This window comes from Sphingobium sp. PNB (assembly GCF_019873065.1).
Classification (GTDB): Bacteria; Pseudomonadota; Alphaproteobacteria; order Sphingomonadales; family Sphingomonadaceae; genus Sphingobium; species Sphingobium fuliginis.
Genome location: NZ_JAINEZ010000101.1, coordinates 1 through 16,731, shown reverse-complemented (window position 1 = coordinate 16,731; position 16,731 = coordinate 1). Strand labels below are relative to the sequence as shown.

Below are 16,731 nucleotides of genomic sequence, written 5' to 3'. Positions count from 1 at the left end.
AGAAGCCGCAAGAACCCGGAGCCGCCGCCCACATGTCCCTTCATCAATCAACAATGTCAAAGAGCCGACAACCATACCGGACAGCCATCCTACCCCGTTCCTTGCGTTCCGGGAGACCAGCGTCCGTACCTGTTGGCGACCGTCCAGTTCAGCGCCTCAGTGGCGTCGTCCCGTCCGGTGAACGGGCATCTAGGTGGGCCAGGAGATTCAGGCAACCCCAAAAATGACAGTTTTTGGAAATTCCCGGAAAAAAGTGGCATGGTCACGGCCAACCTGTTGATTTTGCTGTATTTGATCATGCCGCAGATGCGAATGTCGCTTGTAGATGCCGGATGGATGCGGGCGACGGCGAAGCTGGTCTCCGCCCTTCGCTGGAGTGCGAAGAGCCTCTTGCAAGCGGGGCGTCACCGCGTGTAACGAGAAGGCGCGGGGGACATATCGTCTCACGCAATGATCGCGCCGGTGCCCCGAACGGGGCTTAAAGGGGAATGCGGTGCGGGAGGGCAACCTCCCCAAGCCGCGGCTGTCCCTGCAACTGTAAGCGGTGAGCGCGATGCATATGCGCGGCGGAGCGAGGCTTCCGCCGCCAGCCACTGGGCCGGACGCTAAATCCTGCGAGGCCTGGGAAGGCCTTGCATCGATGCGACGACCCGCGAGCCAGGAGACCTGCCGGCGTCTGGTCGCTCTTGCCCTGGCCCAGGGGATGGCCGCGGCACGGTGTCTTTCCGTCTGAGCGACGAACGAGCGGTGGAGGCCGCATCGGTTCGCGGGAACGGTCGCCTTGGCGTCCGGCCGTCCCTGTGCGCCGGCCGTCGCCTGGCGGTCAGGCTCCACCGGATGTCGCGAGACGCCGGAAGGAATGCGAATGCAATGGAAGATAATGGCCGCCGGCATGATCGCGGCCCATGCGGTCCCCGCTCTGGCGGAGACGGAGGCGCCGGAGGCGGAGATCATCGTCTTCGGCCGGGGCGAGGCGAAGATCGGCGTCGCCCAGGCGGCGAGCGAGGGGAGCGTCGCCGGGTCCGACCTGCTGGTCCGCCCGCTGCTGCGCGTGGCGGAACTGCTGGAGGCGGTGCCGGGCATGGTCGCGGCGCAACATTCGGGGAGCGGCAAGGCGAACCAATATTTCCTGCGCGGCTTCAACCTGGATCATGGGTCGGACTTCACCACCTATATTGACGGGGTGCAGATGAATTTCCGCTCGCACGGGCATGGGCAGGGTTATCTGGACCTGAACGGCCTGATCCCGGAGATCATCGCGCGGGAGGATTTCCGGAAGGGCCCCTATCGCGCCGATGGCGGCGACTTCGCGCTGGCGGGCGCGGCCTATATGAAGACGATCGACGGGTTCGACCGGCCGTGGATGTCGGTGGAGGGCGGCTCCTACGGTTCGCGGCGGATCGCGGCGGGAGGCACGATCAAGGGCTTCGGGCCGGGCGAACTGACGCTGGTGGCGCAGGCCAAGGCCTATGACGGGCCATGGGAGGAGCCGGAGCATCTGCGCCATTATGCCGGTTTCGCCAAATATCGGGCGGGGGCGGTGGAGGCCACGCTGCATGCCTATCGCGCGACATGGCGGCCGACCGAGCAGATTCCGGAGCGGATCGTCGGATCGCCGGTCTGCGCGGATATGTTCTGCTCACCCGATCCCTCGGCGCGGGGGGCGACGACGCGCTTCGTCGGCAATGTCGCGGTGACGCAGGCGGATTGGCGCGCCAATGGCTATGCGCAATATTATGACTGGTCGATGTATTCCAACCCGACCTATGCCGATCCGGACGGCGGCAGCGCGCAGATCCGCCAATATGACCGCCGCTGGATTATCGGCGCGACGGCGGAGAAGCGCTGGTCGCTGGGGTCCACGCTGGACTTCGGCGTCGGGACGGAGGATCGCTACGACCATATCGGCAATGTCGGCGTGTCGCGCACCGCCGACCGCGCCTTCCTCTCCTCGCTCGGCCGCTATCATGTCGAGGAACTGTCGCTGGCGCTTTACGGCGACGTGACGTGGCGGCCGCTGCCCGGCCTCCGCGTGACGGGCGGGCTGCGGGGCGATCATTATCGCTATGCGGTGCGGGCAAGGGATGCCGCCGCCGCCGCTCTGGGCGAAGGCAAGGGGTCGGACAGCCTGTTGTCGCCCAAGGCGTCGCTCGCCTATCGGGTCGCGCCCGCGCTGGAACTCTACGCCAATTGGGGCCGTGGCTTCCACAGCAACGATGTGCGGGGGGCGGTGAATGTCGACACGGCTGTCCCGGTGCTGGTGCGCGGTACCGGCAAGGAGCTGGGCGGGCGGGTCCAGATCGGTTCGGCCAGCCTGACGGCGACCTATTGGTGGCTGAATGTGGGCAGCGAATTGCGCTTCGTCGGGGATAGCAACGCGGTCGAGCCGACCGGCGCCAGCAAGCGGCATGGCTATGAGATCGTCGCCTTCTGGCGGCCGCTGCCCTGGCTGGCGCTGGACGGCAATTATACCGCCAGCCATTCGCGCTACGACAATGGGGACCGGATTCCCAATGCCTTCGAAAATGCCGCTTCCGGGGGTGTGGCTGTCGTGCTGGGGCGCTGGGAGACAAGCCTGCGGGTGCGGCATCTGGGGCCTTATCCGCTGATCGAGGACAATAGCGTGCGGGACAAGGGGAGCACGGTGGTGAACGCCCGCGGCGCGTGGAAGGGCAAGCGGATCGAACTTTATGGGGAGCTGCTGAATATCTTCGACAGCCGGGACAAGGACATCGCTTATTTTTACGAGTCCTATATTCCCGCTTTCGACATGACGGGTCCGCAGGAAGGGCGGTTGAGCCGGGTCGTGGAGCCCCGGACCGTGCGCCTGGGGATGAAGGTCAAGTTTTAGGGCGCGCCGCGTTGAAGCGGACGCTGGTCGCGCGCTCCAAATTTCTGTCGCCGCATCGTTTCAAACGGACATCCTCCCCGCGCGAAGCGTGGGGAGGAGGAACAGGCGAAGGCCGGCGGAGGGCTCAACCGCGCCGCTTCGCCTCCGTCCAGCGGCCATTCAACAACAGGAAGGCGATGGTCAGACGCCGTAAAGCAGCGTCGCCTCCGCGCTGCGTTCCCGCTCGCCGGCGATGCGCTGGCCATCCATTCCCTGATCTTCGAAAGGCTGACCGAGCCGGGACAGCAGGAACCGTCCGAACGTCCAATCGCCCAGCGCGGAATCGGCGTTGATGTGCCCCGCCTCTCCCGCGTCGGCAAAACGGCTGCCCCAGAATTGCGCGAGCAGCCTCGCCCGGCTGAAGGAGATATAGGGATCGTTGCGGCTGGCTACGAGGATCGAGGGGAAAGGCAGCAGCGCCTTGGGCGTCGGCGCGAAGCCGCGCAGGCGGGGGTCGACGGCGCCCGATTCGAGTTCAGGCGGCGCCACCAGCAGGGCTCCGACGATCTTTTCGCTCCATTCGCGGCATTCGAACGCGGCCCACCAGGTCACGGCGTGGCAGCCCAGGCTATGGGCGGCCAGAATGACCGGGCCATCGATACGATCAATCGCATGGTTGAGATTGCCGATCCAGCTATTGCGCTGCGGGGCGTCCCAACTGCCCAGTTCGGCGCGGTGGCAATTGGGCAGTTCGGCTTCCCAGATCGTCTGCCAATGCCCCGGCCCGCTGTTCATCAGGCCAGGCACGGTCAGGATCGTCGCGGAAGCGGTCAGTTCAGGGGCATATGGGCGCATGGGAAACCTCCTGCCCATGACATATTCTCTATCATTATGATTGACAATAGTGGCTGGATGTTTTGCGGACTGCTGTTGCCGCTGCGCGACGAACCGAAAGGCGCGCTCCCTCTGCCTGATCGAGGTCAGGCGGGCCAGTCGGTTCGGGAAAGTTGAAAGCCGGCACGCCTGCTCCTATCAGCGATGGATGCGGCGGCGATCTTCATGACAGACGGCATCAGGGACATTCTCGACCGTTTGCGCGCACCCGCCGGCAATGTCGTGGCGCGGGCCAGGCGCATGGTGGAGACCCATGTGCCGGAAGAACGGCGCGGACCCGGATGGGACCGGCACTGGCGGGAGCTGGAGGCTTATCTGGAACTGCCGGGACAATGGCCTTGCGCCGAGGGAAAAGAGAATGACGGCTGACAAACTCGTGGAACTGATCGTCGCCCGTCTGGTGCGCGATCATGGACGCAGCAAGCATCATTGGCGCAGGCTGGTGGGGCCGATCCGGCTCTATAGCCGCGCGACGCATCCGCATTGCAACTGGGCCGCCGCGCCGACCGGAAGCTTTCAGGAAATCGCCGCGATCGAGGCGCTACTGGACGACTGGCGCACGCGTTACCCGCTGCTCTCCGGTTGACGAAGCATTTGGCTGGAACGCCCTGCGTCAGGCCGGAGGCAGGGCACGCGCATCCGAATTTCCGTTATCGCATCCTTTCAGGCGGAAAATCGGCCCCGCCCTTCGACAGGCTCAGCACGGGCTGTTCCGCACCATGCCCAGAGCAGATTCCGATCCGATTGCATCGGCCCGACTGCTCTAGGTTTTTGTTTTGTCGCGTTTTCCGAGCCAGCAGATGACTCCATCTGCCTGGAAAATCCTCTAGCTTCCCGCTTCCGTATTGACGGGCGGCGCCAATGGATTGGGATCGCTGTCCTCGGCTTTCTCCACGCGCTCCGCCGCTTCATCGTCGGCCTGGCCCGCATCGCCGCCGGGCGAGCCCTTTTCCGGCGGCGGCACGTCATTGCGGCCCTCCGCCGGGTCCTGGGTCGATTCGCCGCGCTGTCCGTCATTCTGCATGTCGATCTCCTGCTTCGAGGGTCTCAACGTGCCATGTCCGGACGGTATCCTCACCACAGGGCGACAACCGAATAGGGCTTAACCTGCTTTATCGCTCCTTCCCCTCAGTGCGGGGCCGCGTCGCCACAGGCGTCCATCGGCACGCTGACATAGTCCAGCTTCACGTCCGAAATGCTGATGTCGGCAGCGCCGCTGGATCGCAGCACGAGCGGCGCTGTGACCGCCTGCATGTCCGCGCCGCGCTTGGCGAAGCATTGCAGCGGAACGACGAGCCGAGACCATTCCCCGGGCTTTGCGGAGGACAATGCGCCGCCGATCGGCAGTTCGACCGTGCTTTGCCCGCTTTGCAGGCCGACGGTCATCTTCCCCGCCGGCTTTGCGTCCACCCGATATTCGACGACCAGGCTGATCTCTCCGTTGCTCTCGCGCGAGAGGTCGAAGGCGCGGGGGGCGACGAAGGCGACCTGCCCTGCCCCCTTCCAGACGAAGCGACGGCTGTCCTCCTGCGCGCGGCGGTCGACGCCGCTCTGGGTGACGCCCTCCGCCTCTATGGCCCAGCCGGGCGGCGTCTGGCCGCGTCCGTAGAAGGTGCCGGGCGTCGCCGCCGCCATGCCGGCGGGGCGGCTCTCGTCCAGCGTCCCCACTTTGCCGGGCCGGGCGTAGCTCAGGCCATAGCCGAAGGGGAAAAGCGGATCGTAGCCCGGATCGCGGCGGTTCAGCACATATTGGTCGGGGCGTTTCGGCCAGGAAAAGCTCAGCTTCCCGCGGAAATCATGGCGCGGCTTCCCGTCCGCGCCGGCGAACAGCATATCGGCCACGCCGCCGCCCTCGCTCCCCGGCAGGAAGGCCGCGACGAAGGCGTCGGATGCGTTGAGTTCCGCATTCACCCAAAGCGGCCGACCGGAAAGGAAAACCGCCACCACCGGCACGCCCGCCGCCTTGAAGCGGCGCAGCATCTCCAGATCGCGCTTGTCGCCGGGGCTGTATTCCAGATTGGGAACGTCGCCCTTGAACTCCGCATAGGGCTTTTCCCCGAAGACGACGATGGCGGCGTCCGGCTTTTGCGTGAAGCGGCCGTCGGGGGCGTAGCGCGCCGTGCCGCCGCCGGCCTTCACCGTCTCTTCTATCCCCTTCCAGACCGACTGGGCGTTGGGAAAGGCCGAATTGGGCACGTCGATCCCCTGCCAGGTGATGGACCAGCCGCCCGCCTGCTGGCTGATGCTGTCGGCCGCCTCGCCCGCGACGAGGATGTCGGCATTGGCCTTGAGCGGCAGGACGCCTTCATTCTTCAGCAGCACCAGCGATTCCCGCACGGCGCGCCGGGCGACGGCGCGATGGGCGGCGGAGCCGATGGCGTCGAACTTGCCGGCAAAGGCGCGGGTGGAGGGGCGCCCCCGCTCGAACGTCCCCGCGCGGATCTTCACCCGCAGGATGCGCCGCACGGCGTCGTCCAGCCGCGCCATCGGGATCGTCCCCGCCCTCACCTCCCGCAGCGTGTTGTCGTAAAGCTGTTTCCAGCCCGGCCCCGAATACATGAACATGTCGAGCCCGGCATTGATCGCCTGCGGGCAATCCTCATTGGAGCAGCCCGGCACCTGCCCATGGCTGTTCCAGTCCCCCACGACGAAGCCGTCGAAACCCATGCGATCCTTCAGCACGCCGGTCAGCAGCGACGTGTTGCCGCTCATCTTGGCGCCGTTCCAGCTTGAGAAGCTCGCCATGACCGATTGCGTGCCCGCCTCGATCGCCGCGGGATAGCCGCCCAGATGCACGTCGCGCAGCACCTCCTCCGACACGCGCGTATCGCCCTGGTCGCGTCCGCCGGTGCCGCCATCGCCCAGGAAATGCTTGGTGGTGGCGATCAGATGGTCGGGCGCGAGGAAATCCCTGGTGCCGGCCTTGCCCTGCACGCCCTCGATCATCGCGCCGGCATAGTCGGCGGCGATCTGCGGTTCCTCCGAATAGCTTTCATAGGTGCGGCCCCAGCGGTCGTCCTGCACCACCGCCAGCGTCGGCGCGAAGGTCCAGTCGAGTCCCGCCGCCGCCGTCTCCAGCGCCGTCACGCGCCCGATCTCCCGGATGAGATCGCGGTCGCGCGCCGCGCCCAGGCCGATATTGTGCGGGAAGAGCGTCGCGCCGACGATGTTGTTGTTGCCGTGGACGGAATCGGTGCCCCAGATGATCGGGATTTTCGGGCCCCTGTCGCTCCGGGACATGGAGGCTTCATAGAATTCGTCCGCCAGTTTCAACCATTTGGCGGGCGAAGCATATTCGTCGCCATAAGGGCCGCTATTGCCGCCGTTCAGGACCGATCCGACCTTGTATGTCCGCACGTCGGCGGGGGTGATGGAGCCGATGTCGACCTGGATGAGCTGGCCGACCTTGTCCTCGACCGACATGGCCTTCAGCAATGCGTCGACGCGCCTTTCCACGGCCGGGTCGCGCTTGGGCTGGGCATCGACCCTGGGCCAGAGTTCGGGATGCGCAACCGAGGCCGCGGGCTGCTGCGCCGCCGCGGATGCCGCGAGCAGGACCGTCAGGGCGGTCAGGGAAACGGGCGAAAGGCCGATGGTCATGTCGTCTCCTGGAATAAGGTCGCCTTCATGCTGGCGAAATAGCGGAATTTTTTCTGTCCGGGCATCAATGCGTTCCCGCGGAGGCAGGAGCACATTCTGCACTTGGGCCAACCGCCCCCATCAGGGCTTCAGGCTCTTGGCATCGAGCCTCGCCACGCCCTTCAGCGCGGCGTCGCCCGCATGATGCCCCACTGCCAGCGCATAGTTGCCGCCGTCGAGCCGCCAGCCCCTCCCTTCCTCGAAGCGCGCGATCAGGCGTGGGTCGACGGTCATAGTGACGCGCCGGGTCTCGCCAGGCGACAGGCTGAGCTTGTCGAAGCCGGCAAGCCGCCAGGCGGCGATGCCTGCGCTCCCCTTCGCCTGCACATAAAGTTGCGGAACGTCCGCGCCCGCACGGCTGCCCGCATTGGTCACGTCGAAGCTGACGGTCAGCGCCGCGCCGTCCTGCACCGCCAGATTGGCATAGGTGAAGCTGGTATAGGTCAGGCCATGGCCGAAGGGGAAAAGCGGTTTCACGCCCTTCATCGCATACCAGCGATAGCCGACCTCCGCACCTTCGGGATAATCGACCGCAAAGGGCGCCACGCCGCCGGTCATGCCGTAATTGGTCTTGTCCCCGGCGTCCCGGCGGGCCTCGGCCGCGTGCAGTTCGGCTAGGCCCGCCGGTTCCGGACGCGGCGCCTGACCGGCGCGCACCGGGAAGGTGATGGGCAGGCGGCCCGAAGGCGCGACGTCCCCGAAGAGGATATTGGCCATGGCTTCGCCGCCGCGCTGGCCGGGATACCAGGCCTGCACCAGCGCCGGCACCTTCGCGATCCAGGGCATTTCCACAGGGCCGCCCGTCTCCAGCACGACGATGGTCTTCCGGTTGGCAGTGGCGACCGCGTCGATCAGCGCATCCTGATTGTCCGGCAGGCGCATATTGTCAGGGTCCTGCGCCTCCGTCTGCCATTGCCAGCCGAAGACGATGGCGAGGTCCGCCCGACGCGCCGCTTCGGCCGCCGCCCTTGGGTCGCCGCCGTCGACATAGCTGACCTCCGCCTGCGGCACGAGTGCGCGGATCGCCTTCAGCGGCGAGGAAGCATGCCAGGTCATCCGCGCGAAGGAGGCGGCGGCCCCCTTTGTCAGCGGAATTTCGACCGGAGCCCCGCCGACGGAGCGGACCTGCGACGATCCGCCGCCCGACAGCACCCCGACATCGGCATGGCCGCCGATCAGGACGATCCGCCGCGCGCTTTTCGCCAGCGGCAGCAGATCGCCCTCATTCTTCAGCAGGACGATGCCCTCCTCCGCCGCGCGTTGGGCGATGTCGGCATGGGCGGCATAGTCGATCTGGCGCGGGCTTTCCGGGACAGGATCGTCCATCAGGCCGCTGGCGATCACGCCATGGAGGATGCGCTCCACCATATCGTCCAGCCGCGCCGCGGGAATCCGGCCGGCCTTCACAGCCTCCTCGAACGGCTTGCCGAAATGGATCGCATCGTCCAGTTCCTGCCCCGATTCCTGATCGAGCCCGCCCAGCGCCGCCTTCCCGGTGGAATGGACCGCGCCCCAGTCGGACATGACCCAGCCCCTATAACCCCAGTCCTTCTTCAGGACCTGGTTGAGCAGCCAGTCATTTTCGCAGGCATAATCGCCATTCACCTTGTTATAGGCGCACATGACGGAGGCGGGATCGCCGATCTCCGTCGCGATCTGGAAGGCCAGCAGGTCGCTTTCGCGCAGCGCCGCCCTGTCGATCCGGGCGTCCAGCACGGTGCGGCCGGTTTCCTGCGAATTCAACGCGAAATGCTTGATGGTTGAGACGATATGGGCACTCTGCACGCCCCTGATATGCTCGCCCGCCATCACCCCGGCCAGCAGCGGATCTTCGCCAAGATATTCGAAATTCCGCCCGTTCCAGGGATCGCGGGTCAGGTTGACGCCGCCCGCGAGCAGGATGTTGAATGTCTTGGCCCGCGCCTCCGCGCCGATCATCGCGCCGCCCGCATAGGCAAGCGCCGGGTTGAAGGTGGCCGCCGTGGCGAGGCTGGCCGGCAGGGCCGTCGCCGTATCGCCCTTGCGCTGCTCGATCTGGTTGGCGACGCCCAGACTCGCGTCGCTCTCCCGCAGGGTCGGGATGCCGAGGCGCGGGATGCCCGGGATGTGCCCTGCGGACGGGATCATGGCGATCGGTTGGGAAGGCCGGGCGAGCGGCGGGAAATAGCCGTGGATGATCGCCAGCTTCTCCTCGATGGTCATGGCGGCGACCAGCGCCCTGGCGCGTGCTTCCGGCGACAGGGCGCGGTTGCTGCCGGCACTGGCGGCGGGGACCGGCGGGGAAGGCTGCGCATGGGCCAGGCCGGCGACGCCAAGAAGCAGGGAAGCGATCAGCGGTTTGCGCGTCATCAGGATACTCTTGCAGAGGGTTGCCGCCCACGCAGATGGTCGAGCAGCGCACGATGGTCGGGAAGATGGGAGACGGCGGCGCCGGAGGCCCCGGCCACCCTGGCGAAGGCGGCCCGCGCCTCCTGCCCGCCGGGATAGCGGCCGATGCCGCCCGCCAGCCGGGTTTCGAAACCCATGCCGTAGAGGATATAATGATAGCTGGGCGGCAGGAAGGTTTCGAGATCGACCGTGAAATCGAAGCGCGAGGGCGGGCGGTGCCGCCATTGGGCGAGCAGGTCCAGCAGATCCGCCGGGATGGAGGCCGGATCGGCATTGTCGCGCCAATAGGCCGTGTCGGTGCGGCGGGTAATGCAATAATGCAGCTTCAGAAAGCGGACGATCCGTTCGAACCGCGCCGTCATCAGCCTGTTGAAGCGGCGCGCCGCGGCATTGCGGGCGGCGGTGTCGCTGGCGCTTCCGGCAGGCAGGAGGAAATCCCCCGCCATGCGCAGCGCCGCCTCGATCAGCATGATGCCGGTCGCTTCCAGCGGCTCGAAAAAACCCGCCGACAGGCCGATGGCGATGCAGTTGCCGATCCATTGCCGCTCGCGATAACCGGTCGCGAAGCGAAGCTGGCGCGGGGTCAGCGCCTCGCCGCCCGGCCCGACATAGCGGCGCAGCACGGCTTCCGCCTCATCGTCGGAGCAATGGCGGCTGGAATAGACATAGCCGATGCCCCGCCGTTCGGGGAGGCCGATGTCCCAGGTCCAGCCCGCCTCATGCGCGGTCGCCAGCGTATAGGGACGGATCGGCGCGTCCGGGCGGTCATGGGGCACCTGCATCGCCAGCGCGCGGTCGTTGAACAGCGTGTCGCCGCAGCCGACGAAGCCGCTGCCCAGCGTTTGCCCGATCAGCAGGGCGCGGAAACCGGAACAGTCGATGAAGATGTCCCCCTCGACCCGCCGCCCGTCGCTGAGGGTCAGGGCGGCGATGTCGCCATCCTCCCGCTGTTCGACATGCGCCACCATGCCCTCGATCCGCCGGACACCGGCGGCGAGCGAGATCGTCCGCAGATAGTCCGCGAAACGCGCCGCGTCGAAATGATAGGCATAGTTCATCGGACCGGAAAAATCCGGGTCCTGCACCCGCTTGGGCGCTCGCCCGGCGCGGATCACCCGTTCCTGCACGGTGACGCTGTCGGCCCAGGAAGCGCGCTGTCCCTCCATCGCCAGCCAATGGGGCAGCAGCGCTTCATCCTCGCCGCCGATGGGCATGTTGAACGGGTGGAAATAGCTGTCCGCGCCCGTGGCCCAGCCGTCGAACAGCACGCCCTGCTTGAAGGTCGCGTCGGCGGAGCGGAGGAATTCCCCCTCCCCAACGCCCAGTCCCGCCAGGGTCGAGCGGATGGTGGGAAAGGTCCCTTCCCCCACGCCGATGATGCCGATCTCGCTGGATTCCACCAGCGTCACGTCGCGCATCCCCAGCGTGCGGGAGAAGGTGGCGGCGGACAGCCATCCGGCCGTTCCGCCGCCGACGATGACGATCCGACCGGGGGAGGGAATGTCGGCCGTCATCTCAACTTCTCCTCGTCAGCCGGTCAGAAGTTCGCCCGGGCGCGCACGCCCCAGGTCCGCGGCGGCTGGAGGTTGGACAGGAATATCGGGTCGTAGCGTGGCGCGCCGAAGGAACCGGCGCCCGTGCGGATCTTCCCATTCTCGATATTCTGGACGAAGGCTTCGACCGAATATTTCTGGTCCGGCGACACGAAGCGGATCGACGCGTCGGAACGGAAATAGGCCTTCTGACGGTCCCAATCGGTGCCGTTGGTGCCGCGGTTCGGCATATTGTCGACCGGATCGTTGGGATTGACGAAGGGATTGGCGTCGCCGTTGAAGTAGCTCAGCCAGCTCTTGGTCTCATAATGGGTGGTGAAACGGGGCGTGATCTTCGCGCCGCTCGCCAGTTCGAAATCATGCTCATAGCTGAGCGTGGCGGAGAAGCGCGGCGCATGCGCCAGTTCATTGCCCTTGAGCTGCGCGATGGAGGACAGCTTGCCGCCATCGTAGAGGCGCCCGTCGACGCTCTCCAGTTCCTCCAGCTTGGTCTTCTGGAGCGTGCCGGAGAATTGCAGCCGGTCGCTGTCGGTCAGGTTCGCCACCATTTCGGCCTCCAGACCATAGGCCTTGGCGCCCTTCGCATTCTGGGTGATCATCTGGCTGCGCACGACATTGCCCGCATCGTCGCGGAAGGTGACGGCCTGGTTCACCTGATAGCCCTTGAAGTCGCTATAATAGGCCGCGAGGTTCAGCGTGACGCGCCGGTCGAGGAAGCGCGACTTCAGGCCGACTTCATAGTTGGTGAGCGTTTCCGGATCGGTCAGGCCGGCATTGTCCTGGATATTGCCCGACTTGAAGCCGGTGCTGATGCTGGCATAGCCCAGCACATCCTCCGCCAGGTCGGCGTCGACGCGGGCGAGATAGGTGAGCTTGTCCCACTTGCCCTTCACATCGTTGCTGGAAATGGAGAAACCGGGCAGCAGCGCGGCCAGTTCATCCGCCGTGGCGTTCGGATAGGCGCCGAATATGCCGCCCTGGCACGCGTCGGCGGGCAGGGTCGCGGGGCAGCCGGAGAAGGTCACGTTGCGCCCGCCGATATCCTCCTTCTTGTCGGAGGTGTAGCGCAGGCCGCCCGTGACGCGCAGCGCGTCGCTGACATGCCAGACCGCCTGGCCGAAGACGGCGCGGCTGTCGATCTGGCGATTCGCCTGGATGAAGCTGCCCGCCCAGCTGAAGGTGCCGTCGCGATAGCCGTTCCGCTGGTCGATGTCGAAGCGGATGCGGTTCTTCTCATGGCTGTAATAGGCGCCCAAAATCCAGTCGATCGCCTGTTCGCCGGTCGACTTGAGCTGGACCTCATGGCTCTGGAAATCGTAGCGCGAGGAAAGCGTCCGGTTCTCCCCGAAGGCGCCGAGCGGCAGGTCGTTGCCGTCCGCGTCGACCTGCCCCGTCGGCGGCAGAGCGCCTGCGTCCGCGTCGGTCTGCGTCGAGCCGCCGATGCGCGACCAGCCCGCGATATAGCTCAATTGGATGCCGTCGGTGACGTCGTAGTTCATGGTGCTGCGCACCGCGACGGAATAGCGATCGGTGTCGGGCGCGGTGTCGCTGAGCGTCGACCAGCGCTTCGTACCGGGGCGCGGCGTCTGGAGCAGGCCGATGACCGGCGCGCCATTGTCGAGGAAACCTTCCGCCGACAGGTTCCAGCTAAAGCGTTCGCTCGGCTGCCAGAGCATGGAGACGCGGCCCGACTGCTGGTCGGCGGCATAATATTTCTTGCCGGTGGTGATGAAGGCCGAGCGGTTGATGCCGGGCACGTCCGGCGCGGGCTGGAAATCGGCATAGCCGTCATGCCGGTCGGTGACGAAGGCGACGCGGAAGGCCAGCGTGTCGGTGACCGGGATGTTGATCGCGCCGCGCACGCCCAGACGGTCGTAATTGCCCGCGACGACCTCCACATTGCCGCCGAACTCGCCCAGCTTCGGCTTGGCGGAGATGAGGCTCAATGCACCGACCGTCGCGTTGCGGCCGAACAGGGTGCCCTGCGGACCGCGCAGCACCTCGACGCGCTCCATGTCGTACATCAGCACCGACGCCCCCTGCGCGCGCGGCGAGTAGATGCCGTCGACATAGATGGCGACTTCGGGGTCGGCCACTTCGGTATAGGCGCTGTCGTTGCCGATGCCGCGCAGCGTCAGCAGCACCGCCGACTGGTCGCCCTGCTGGTTGAATTGGAGCGACGGGACGAAGCGGGCGAGGTCGGTGACGTCCTTCACCTGCTGCCGGTCGAGCTGCGCCTGGCCGAAGGCGGATACGGCGATGGGGGTGGATTGCAGCGTGGTTTCGCGACGGGTGGCCGTCACGATGATGTCGCTGCCATAATCGGGCTGCGCCGTCTGGGGCGCTGCATCCTGTGCGAAGGCGGGGGTCATCCACAAGGTTGCGGATGCAAGCGCGGTGCTCGCGGCCAGCGCAAAGCTTTTCATCATCTCTCTCCCTGGACCCACATGGTCTGTGGGCGCCTATTGACCCAAGCCTGACAACGATGTCAACATGATTTTTGACATCGTTGTCATATATTGCCATATTGCGCCGGAACGGCTTTGCGGTTTCACTATATTCTCCAAGGTTCAGCCAAAGCCTCTTTCCATGGTGGCCGTCACGTCATCCCCGCCCCTTTCCGATCATGAGCAGGTGGCCAGCCGGCTTTTCCGGCTGTCCATCGGCGTGTTCTTCACCGGGGGCTTCCTGACATCGTCCGTCAGCCTGCTGGTGCCGCAGCTCAAGCTGATGCTGGATCTGGACTACAAGGGCGCGCTGCTGGTCCAGCTTGCCTTTCATTCCAGCTACATGCTCTTCGCGCTGCCGATCACCTGGTCGATCGTGCGCGCCGGCTACATGCGGGCCATCGTCGCCGGCCTGGCGGTGATCACGGCGGGATGCCTGGCCCTGACCCTGGCCCAGAACGCCCTGTCCTTCGCCATGGTGCTGGGGGCGCTGCTGCTCGTTTCGGCGGGGCAGACCTTCCTTCAGATCGCGTCCAACACCGTCGTGGCCGTGATCGGACCTTCGCGGGGCGCGGCGCGCCGGCTGACGCTGCTTCAGGGCTTCAATTCGTTCGGCACCGTCCTGGGTCCGCTGCTCAGCGCGCCGCTGCTGCTTGGCGAGCTGGACCCACAGGCGGCGCGGCATGTCGGCGCGGCCCTGCCCTTTACGGGGACGGCGCTGGTCACGGGACTGCTGGCCTTCGCCTATTTCCGCAATCGCGCCTTGCTGGAGCAGGATGAATCGCGCCGATTCGCCTCCATCGGGCAGATGTTCCGGGTAATGCGCTCCCGCCGGTTGCGCTGGGGCGCGGCGTCGATCTTCGTCTATGTCGGCGCGGAGGTGGCGATAGGCGCGTTGCTGCCCACCGTCCTGATGCGGCCGGACCGGCTGGACGCGGCGCCTGTTCTCGCCGGTCAACTGGTCAGCCTCTACTGGGGCGGCGCGATGGTGGGGCGTTTCCTGGGCGCATGGGCGATGCAGCGGATCGCGGAGGCGCGGCTGCTGATGGCCGTGTCCTTCGGGGCGGCCGTCCTGACGACCGCCGCCATCGTCCTGCCGGGCGTCACCGGCGCCTGCGCCCTGCTGGCCGTCGGCCTGTGCAACGCCATCATGTACCCGACGATCTACGCGCTCGCCCTGCCCGAAGACGAACGGCAGGCGCCGGTCGCATCCATGTGGCTGTGCATGGCGGTGGTCGGCGGGGCCATCGTTCCACTGCTGACCGGCGCGCTGGCGGATGCGACGGCATTGCTGCCCGCGCTGATCCTACCCGCCGCCTGCTATGCCTTCATCGTCCGGTTCGCGGCCCTGTGCGCGCGGCCGCAGGAGACCCGCCCATGAGTACCGTCACGATCAAGGACGTCGCGGCCCGCGCCGGCGTTTCCCCCAAGACCGTCTCGCGCGTCATCAATGGGGAGGACCATGTCCGACCCGAGATCAGGGAAGCGGTGCAGCGCGTAGTGGCGGAACTCAATTACCGGCCCAACGCCTTTGCCCGCAGCCTGTCCAGTTCCCGCTCCTATCTGCTTGGCCTGTTCATCGACGATCCCGTTTCGGGCTATGCCGCAGATGTGCAGCATGGGGCGCTGCTGCGATGCCGGGAACGCAGCTATCATCTGGTGGTGGAGCCGGTCGAGCTGAACCGGCCGGACTGGAAGGATCATGTCCGCGCCAGCATAGCGAGCCTCCGGTTGGATGGCGCGATCATCGCCCCGCCCATTTGCGATGCGGCTGAGCTGATCGACCTGTTCCGCGAATCCGGCGTGCCCCATGTGCTGATCGCCCCATCCGGCGAATCGCCCGATTCTGGCGCGGTGCGCATGGACGATCGCGGCGCGGCGCGGGAGATGACCGCCTATCTGATCGGCCTTGGCCATCGCCATATCGGCCTGGTCCAGGGGCCGCTCAGCCACAGCGCGTCCGCCCGGCGGGAGGAAGGTTTCCGCGCGGCCATGGCGGAGGCCGGCATTGCGGTCGATGAAGATGCGGTGCTGCGCGGCGACTTCAGTTTTCGCTCCGGCCTGGAACGGGGGGAAGCGCTGCTGGACCGGACGGACCGGCCAAGCGCCGTCTTCGCCTGCAATGACGACATGGCGCTCGGCGTCCTCATCACCGCGATGAAACTCGGCATAGCCGTGCCCCAATCGCTGTCCGTCGCGGGCTTCGACGATTCGGCCTCCTCGCGCGCGGCCTGGCCGCAGATCACGACCATCCGCCAGCCCAAGGCGGAAATGGCGGCCGCCGCCGTCGACATATTGGTCGACCCATCCTTCCGAAAGAAAAGCGCCGGGCCGCAATCCCGCCTGATGTTGCCCCACGCCCTTGTCGTGCGCGGCAGCACCGGGGCCGCATAGCGCCGGCCCCCAGCTTAACCATTGATAACAAGCCGGTTCAGGATTGGCGCATGTGCGGCATGGAATAAGGCGGTCAACGACGAGGTAAGAGGAGACCAGTCATGACCATTCGCAAGACCATGCTCGCCATCGCTGCCGCTGCCGCGACCCTTTCCGCGGCGGTTCCGGCCACTTCCTTCGCCCGCGACGGCGGCTGGCACCGCCATGACCGCCATGACCGCCATGAGCGGGTTCGCTATTCCGACCGCCGCGACTATCGCGACTACCGTTCCTATCGCGACGACCGCGGCTATCGCTGCCGCAAGTCGGGCGGCACGACCGGCCTGCTGCTGGGCGGCGTCGCCGGCGCGCTGCTGGGCCGCGCGGTCGACACCCGCGGCGACCGGGCTCCCGGCACGATCATCGGCGCGGGCGCCGGCGCACTTGCGGGCCGCGCCATCGATCGCAACTCCAGCTGCTAAGCCGGATCGCAGAAGGGGCGGCAGCGCCATGGCGCTGCCGCCCCCTTTATGGATGGCTCGCCCCTTAACTGAGCGTTGTTGCCTTACGGCAGCAGGCCGTTTGCGAAAGGAGCAAGGGTCATGGA

The 16,731-nt window shown here is 66.5% G+C and carries 13 protein-coding genes and 1 riboswitch; of the genes, 7 read left to right on the top strand and 6 right to left on the bottom strand.

Features of this window, described 5'->3' with window-relative positions; genetic code table 11:
- Both K7W03_RS23290 and K7W03_RS23285 read left to right on the top strand, forming a co-directional pair.
- The coding region (locus K7W03_RS23290; protein WP_222887452.1) for a hypothetical protein at positions 1–417 on the top strand (417 nt) is incomplete at its 5' end.
- Positions 418–443: 26 nt separating this feature from the next.
- Positions 444–689, top strand: a riboswitch (cobalamin riboswitch).
- Positions 690–865: 176 nt separating this feature from the next.
- Positions 866–2,851, top strand: coding sequence for a TonB-dependent receptor (locus K7W03_RS23285; protein WP_222887451.1), 1,986 nt, complete (start codon positions 866–868; stop codon positions 2,849–2,851).
- A gap of 180 nt (positions 2,852–3,031) precedes the next feature.
- On the opposite strand, the gene K7W03_RS23280 is transcribed toward K7W03_RS23285, so the two are convergent.
- Complete coding sequence (locus K7W03_RS23280; protein WP_082166007.1) at positions 3,032–3,685, bottom strand: RBBP9/YdeN family alpha/beta hydrolase; 654 nt, start codon at positions 3,683–3,685, stop codon at positions 3,032–3,034.
- 204 nt (positions 3,686–3,889) lie between these two features.
- Between K7W03_RS23280 and K7W03_RS23275 the strand changes: the two genes are divergently transcribed.
- Together K7W03_RS23275 and K7W03_RS23270 are read left to right on the top strand one after the other, a co-directional pair.
- Positions 3,890–4,093 carry a hypothetical protein gene (locus K7W03_RS23275; RefSeq protein WP_222887450.1) on the top strand — a complete coding sequence of 68 codons (204 nt, stop codon included), beginning with the start codon at positions 3,890–3,892 and terminating at the stop codon, positions 4,091–4,093.
- On the top strand, positions 4,083–4,310 hold the full coding sequence (locus tag K7W03_RS23270) for a hypothetical protein (protein WP_222887449.1): 228 nt from the start codon (positions 4,083–4,085) through the stop codon (positions 4,308–4,310). Before K7W03_RS23275 ends, K7W03_RS23270 begins: the two co-directional genes overlap by 11 nt.
- A gap of 240 nt (positions 4,311–4,550) precedes the next feature.
- Here the strand turns inward: K7W03_RS23270 and K7W03_RS23265 are convergent, their stop codons facing one another.
- From K7W03_RS23265 to K7W03_RS23245, 5 genes are all read right to left on the bottom strand, one after another.
- Positions 4,551–4,748 carry a hypothetical protein gene (locus K7W03_RS23265; RefSeq protein ID WP_025551047.1) on the bottom strand — a complete coding sequence of 66 codons (198 nt, stop codon included), beginning with the start codon at positions 4,746–4,748 and terminating at the stop codon, positions 4,551–4,553.
- A gap of 104 nt (positions 4,749–4,852) precedes the next feature.
- Complete coding sequence (locus K7W03_RS23260; RefSeq protein ID WP_226870440.1) at positions 4,853–7,324, bottom strand: glycoside hydrolase family 3 N-terminal domain-containing protein; 2,472 nt, start codon at positions 7,322–7,324, stop codon at positions 4,853–4,855.
- 120 nt (positions 7,325–7,444) lie between these two features.
- The gene (locus K7W03_RS23255) at positions 7,445–9,712 is read right to left on the bottom strand and encodes a beta-glucosidase family protein (RefSeq protein WP_222887448.1); all 2,268 of its coding nucleotides are present in this window, start codon (positions 9,710–9,712) and stop codon (positions 7,445–7,447) included.
- Positions 9,712–11,265: a tryptophan halogenase family protein gene (locus K7W03_RS23250; protein ID WP_222887447.1), complete on the bottom strand. Its 1,554-nt coding sequence runs from the start codon at positions 11,263–11,265 to the stop codon at positions 9,712–9,714. Before K7W03_RS23250 ends, K7W03_RS23255 begins: the two co-directional genes overlap by 1 nt.
- Before the next feature lie 23 nt (positions 11,266–11,288).
- A complete protein-coding gene (locus K7W03_RS23245; RefSeq protein WP_222887446.1) occupies positions 11,289–13,733 on the bottom strand; it encodes a TonB-dependent receptor in 2,445 nt (814 codons plus the stop codon).
- 160 nt (positions 13,734–13,893) lie between these two features.
- Here K7W03_RS23245 and K7W03_RS23240 point away from each other — a divergent pair, with 160 nt between their 5' ends.
- The 3 genes from K7W03_RS23240 (at position 13,894) to K7W03_RS23230 (ending at position 16,606) form a co-directional block, all read left to right on the top strand.
- Entirely contained in the window at positions 13,894–15,132 is a 1,239-nt protein-coding gene (locus tag K7W03_RS23240) for an MFS transporter (protein WP_222887445.1), read from the top strand.
- Positions 15,129–16,145, top strand: coding sequence for a LacI family DNA-binding transcriptional regulator (locus K7W03_RS23235; protein ID WP_222887444.1), 1,017 nt, complete (start codon positions 15,129–15,131; stop codon positions 16,143–16,145). The genes K7W03_RS23240 and K7W03_RS23235 overlap by 4 nt, the downstream gene beginning before the upstream one ends.
- A 101-nt stretch (positions 16,146–16,246) precedes the next feature.
- On the top strand, positions 16,247–16,606 hold the full coding sequence (locus K7W03_RS23230) for a glycine zipper 2TM domain-containing protein (protein ID WP_222887443.1): 360 nt from the start codon (positions 16,247–16,249) through the stop codon (positions 16,604–16,606).
- Positions 16,607–16,731 lie beyond the last annotated feature (125 nt).

Excerpts from the sequence above, each read along its gene's own strand:
- K7W03_RS23285 (WP_222887451.1), top strand. The coding sequence starts at position 866 with ATGCAATGGAAGATAATGGCCGCCGGCATGATCGCGGCCCATGCGGTC.
- K7W03_RS23280 (WP_082166007.1), bottom strand. The coding sequence starts at position 3,685 with ATGCGCCCATATGCCCCTGAACTGACCGCTTCCGCGACGATCCTGACC.
- K7W03_RS23275 (WP_222887450.1), top strand. The coding sequence starts at position 3,890 with ATGACAGACGGCATCAGGGACATTCTCGACCGTTTGCGCGCACCCGCC.
- K7W03_RS23270 (WP_222887449.1), top strand. The coding sequence starts at position 4,083 with ATGACGGCTGACAAACTCGTGGAACTGATCGTCGCCCGTCTGGTGCGC.
- K7W03_RS23265 (WP_025551047.1), bottom strand. The coding sequence starts at position 4,748 with ATGCAGAATGACGGACAGCGCGGCGAATCGACCCAGGACCCGGCGGAG.
- K7W03_RS23260 (WP_226870440.1), bottom strand. The coding sequence starts at position 7,324 with ATGACCATCGGCCTTTCGCCCGTTTCCCTGACCGCCCTGACGGTCCTG.
- K7W03_RS23255 (WP_222887448.1), bottom strand. The coding sequence starts at position 9,712 with ATGACGCGCAAACCGCTGATCGCTTCCCTGCTTCTTGGCGTCGCCGGC.
- K7W03_RS23250 (WP_222887447.1), bottom strand. The coding sequence starts at position 11,265 with ATGACGGCCGACATTCCCTCCCCCGGTCGGATCGTCATCGTCGGCGGC.
- K7W03_RS23245 (WP_222887446.1), bottom strand. The coding sequence starts at position 13,733 with ATGATGAAAAGCTTTGCGCTGGCCGCGAGCACCGCGCTTGCATCCGCA.
- K7W03_RS23240 (WP_222887445.1), top strand. The coding sequence starts at position 13,894 with ATGGTGGCCGTCACGTCATCCCCGCCCCTTTCCGATCATGAGCAGGTG.
- K7W03_RS23235 (WP_222887444.1), top strand. The coding sequence starts at position 15,129 with ATGAGTACCGTCACGATCAAGGACGTCGCGGCCCGCGCCGGCGTTTCC.
- K7W03_RS23230 (WP_222887443.1), top strand. The coding sequence starts at position 16,247 with ATGACCATTCGCAAGACCATGCTCGCCATCGCTGCCGCTGCCGCGACC.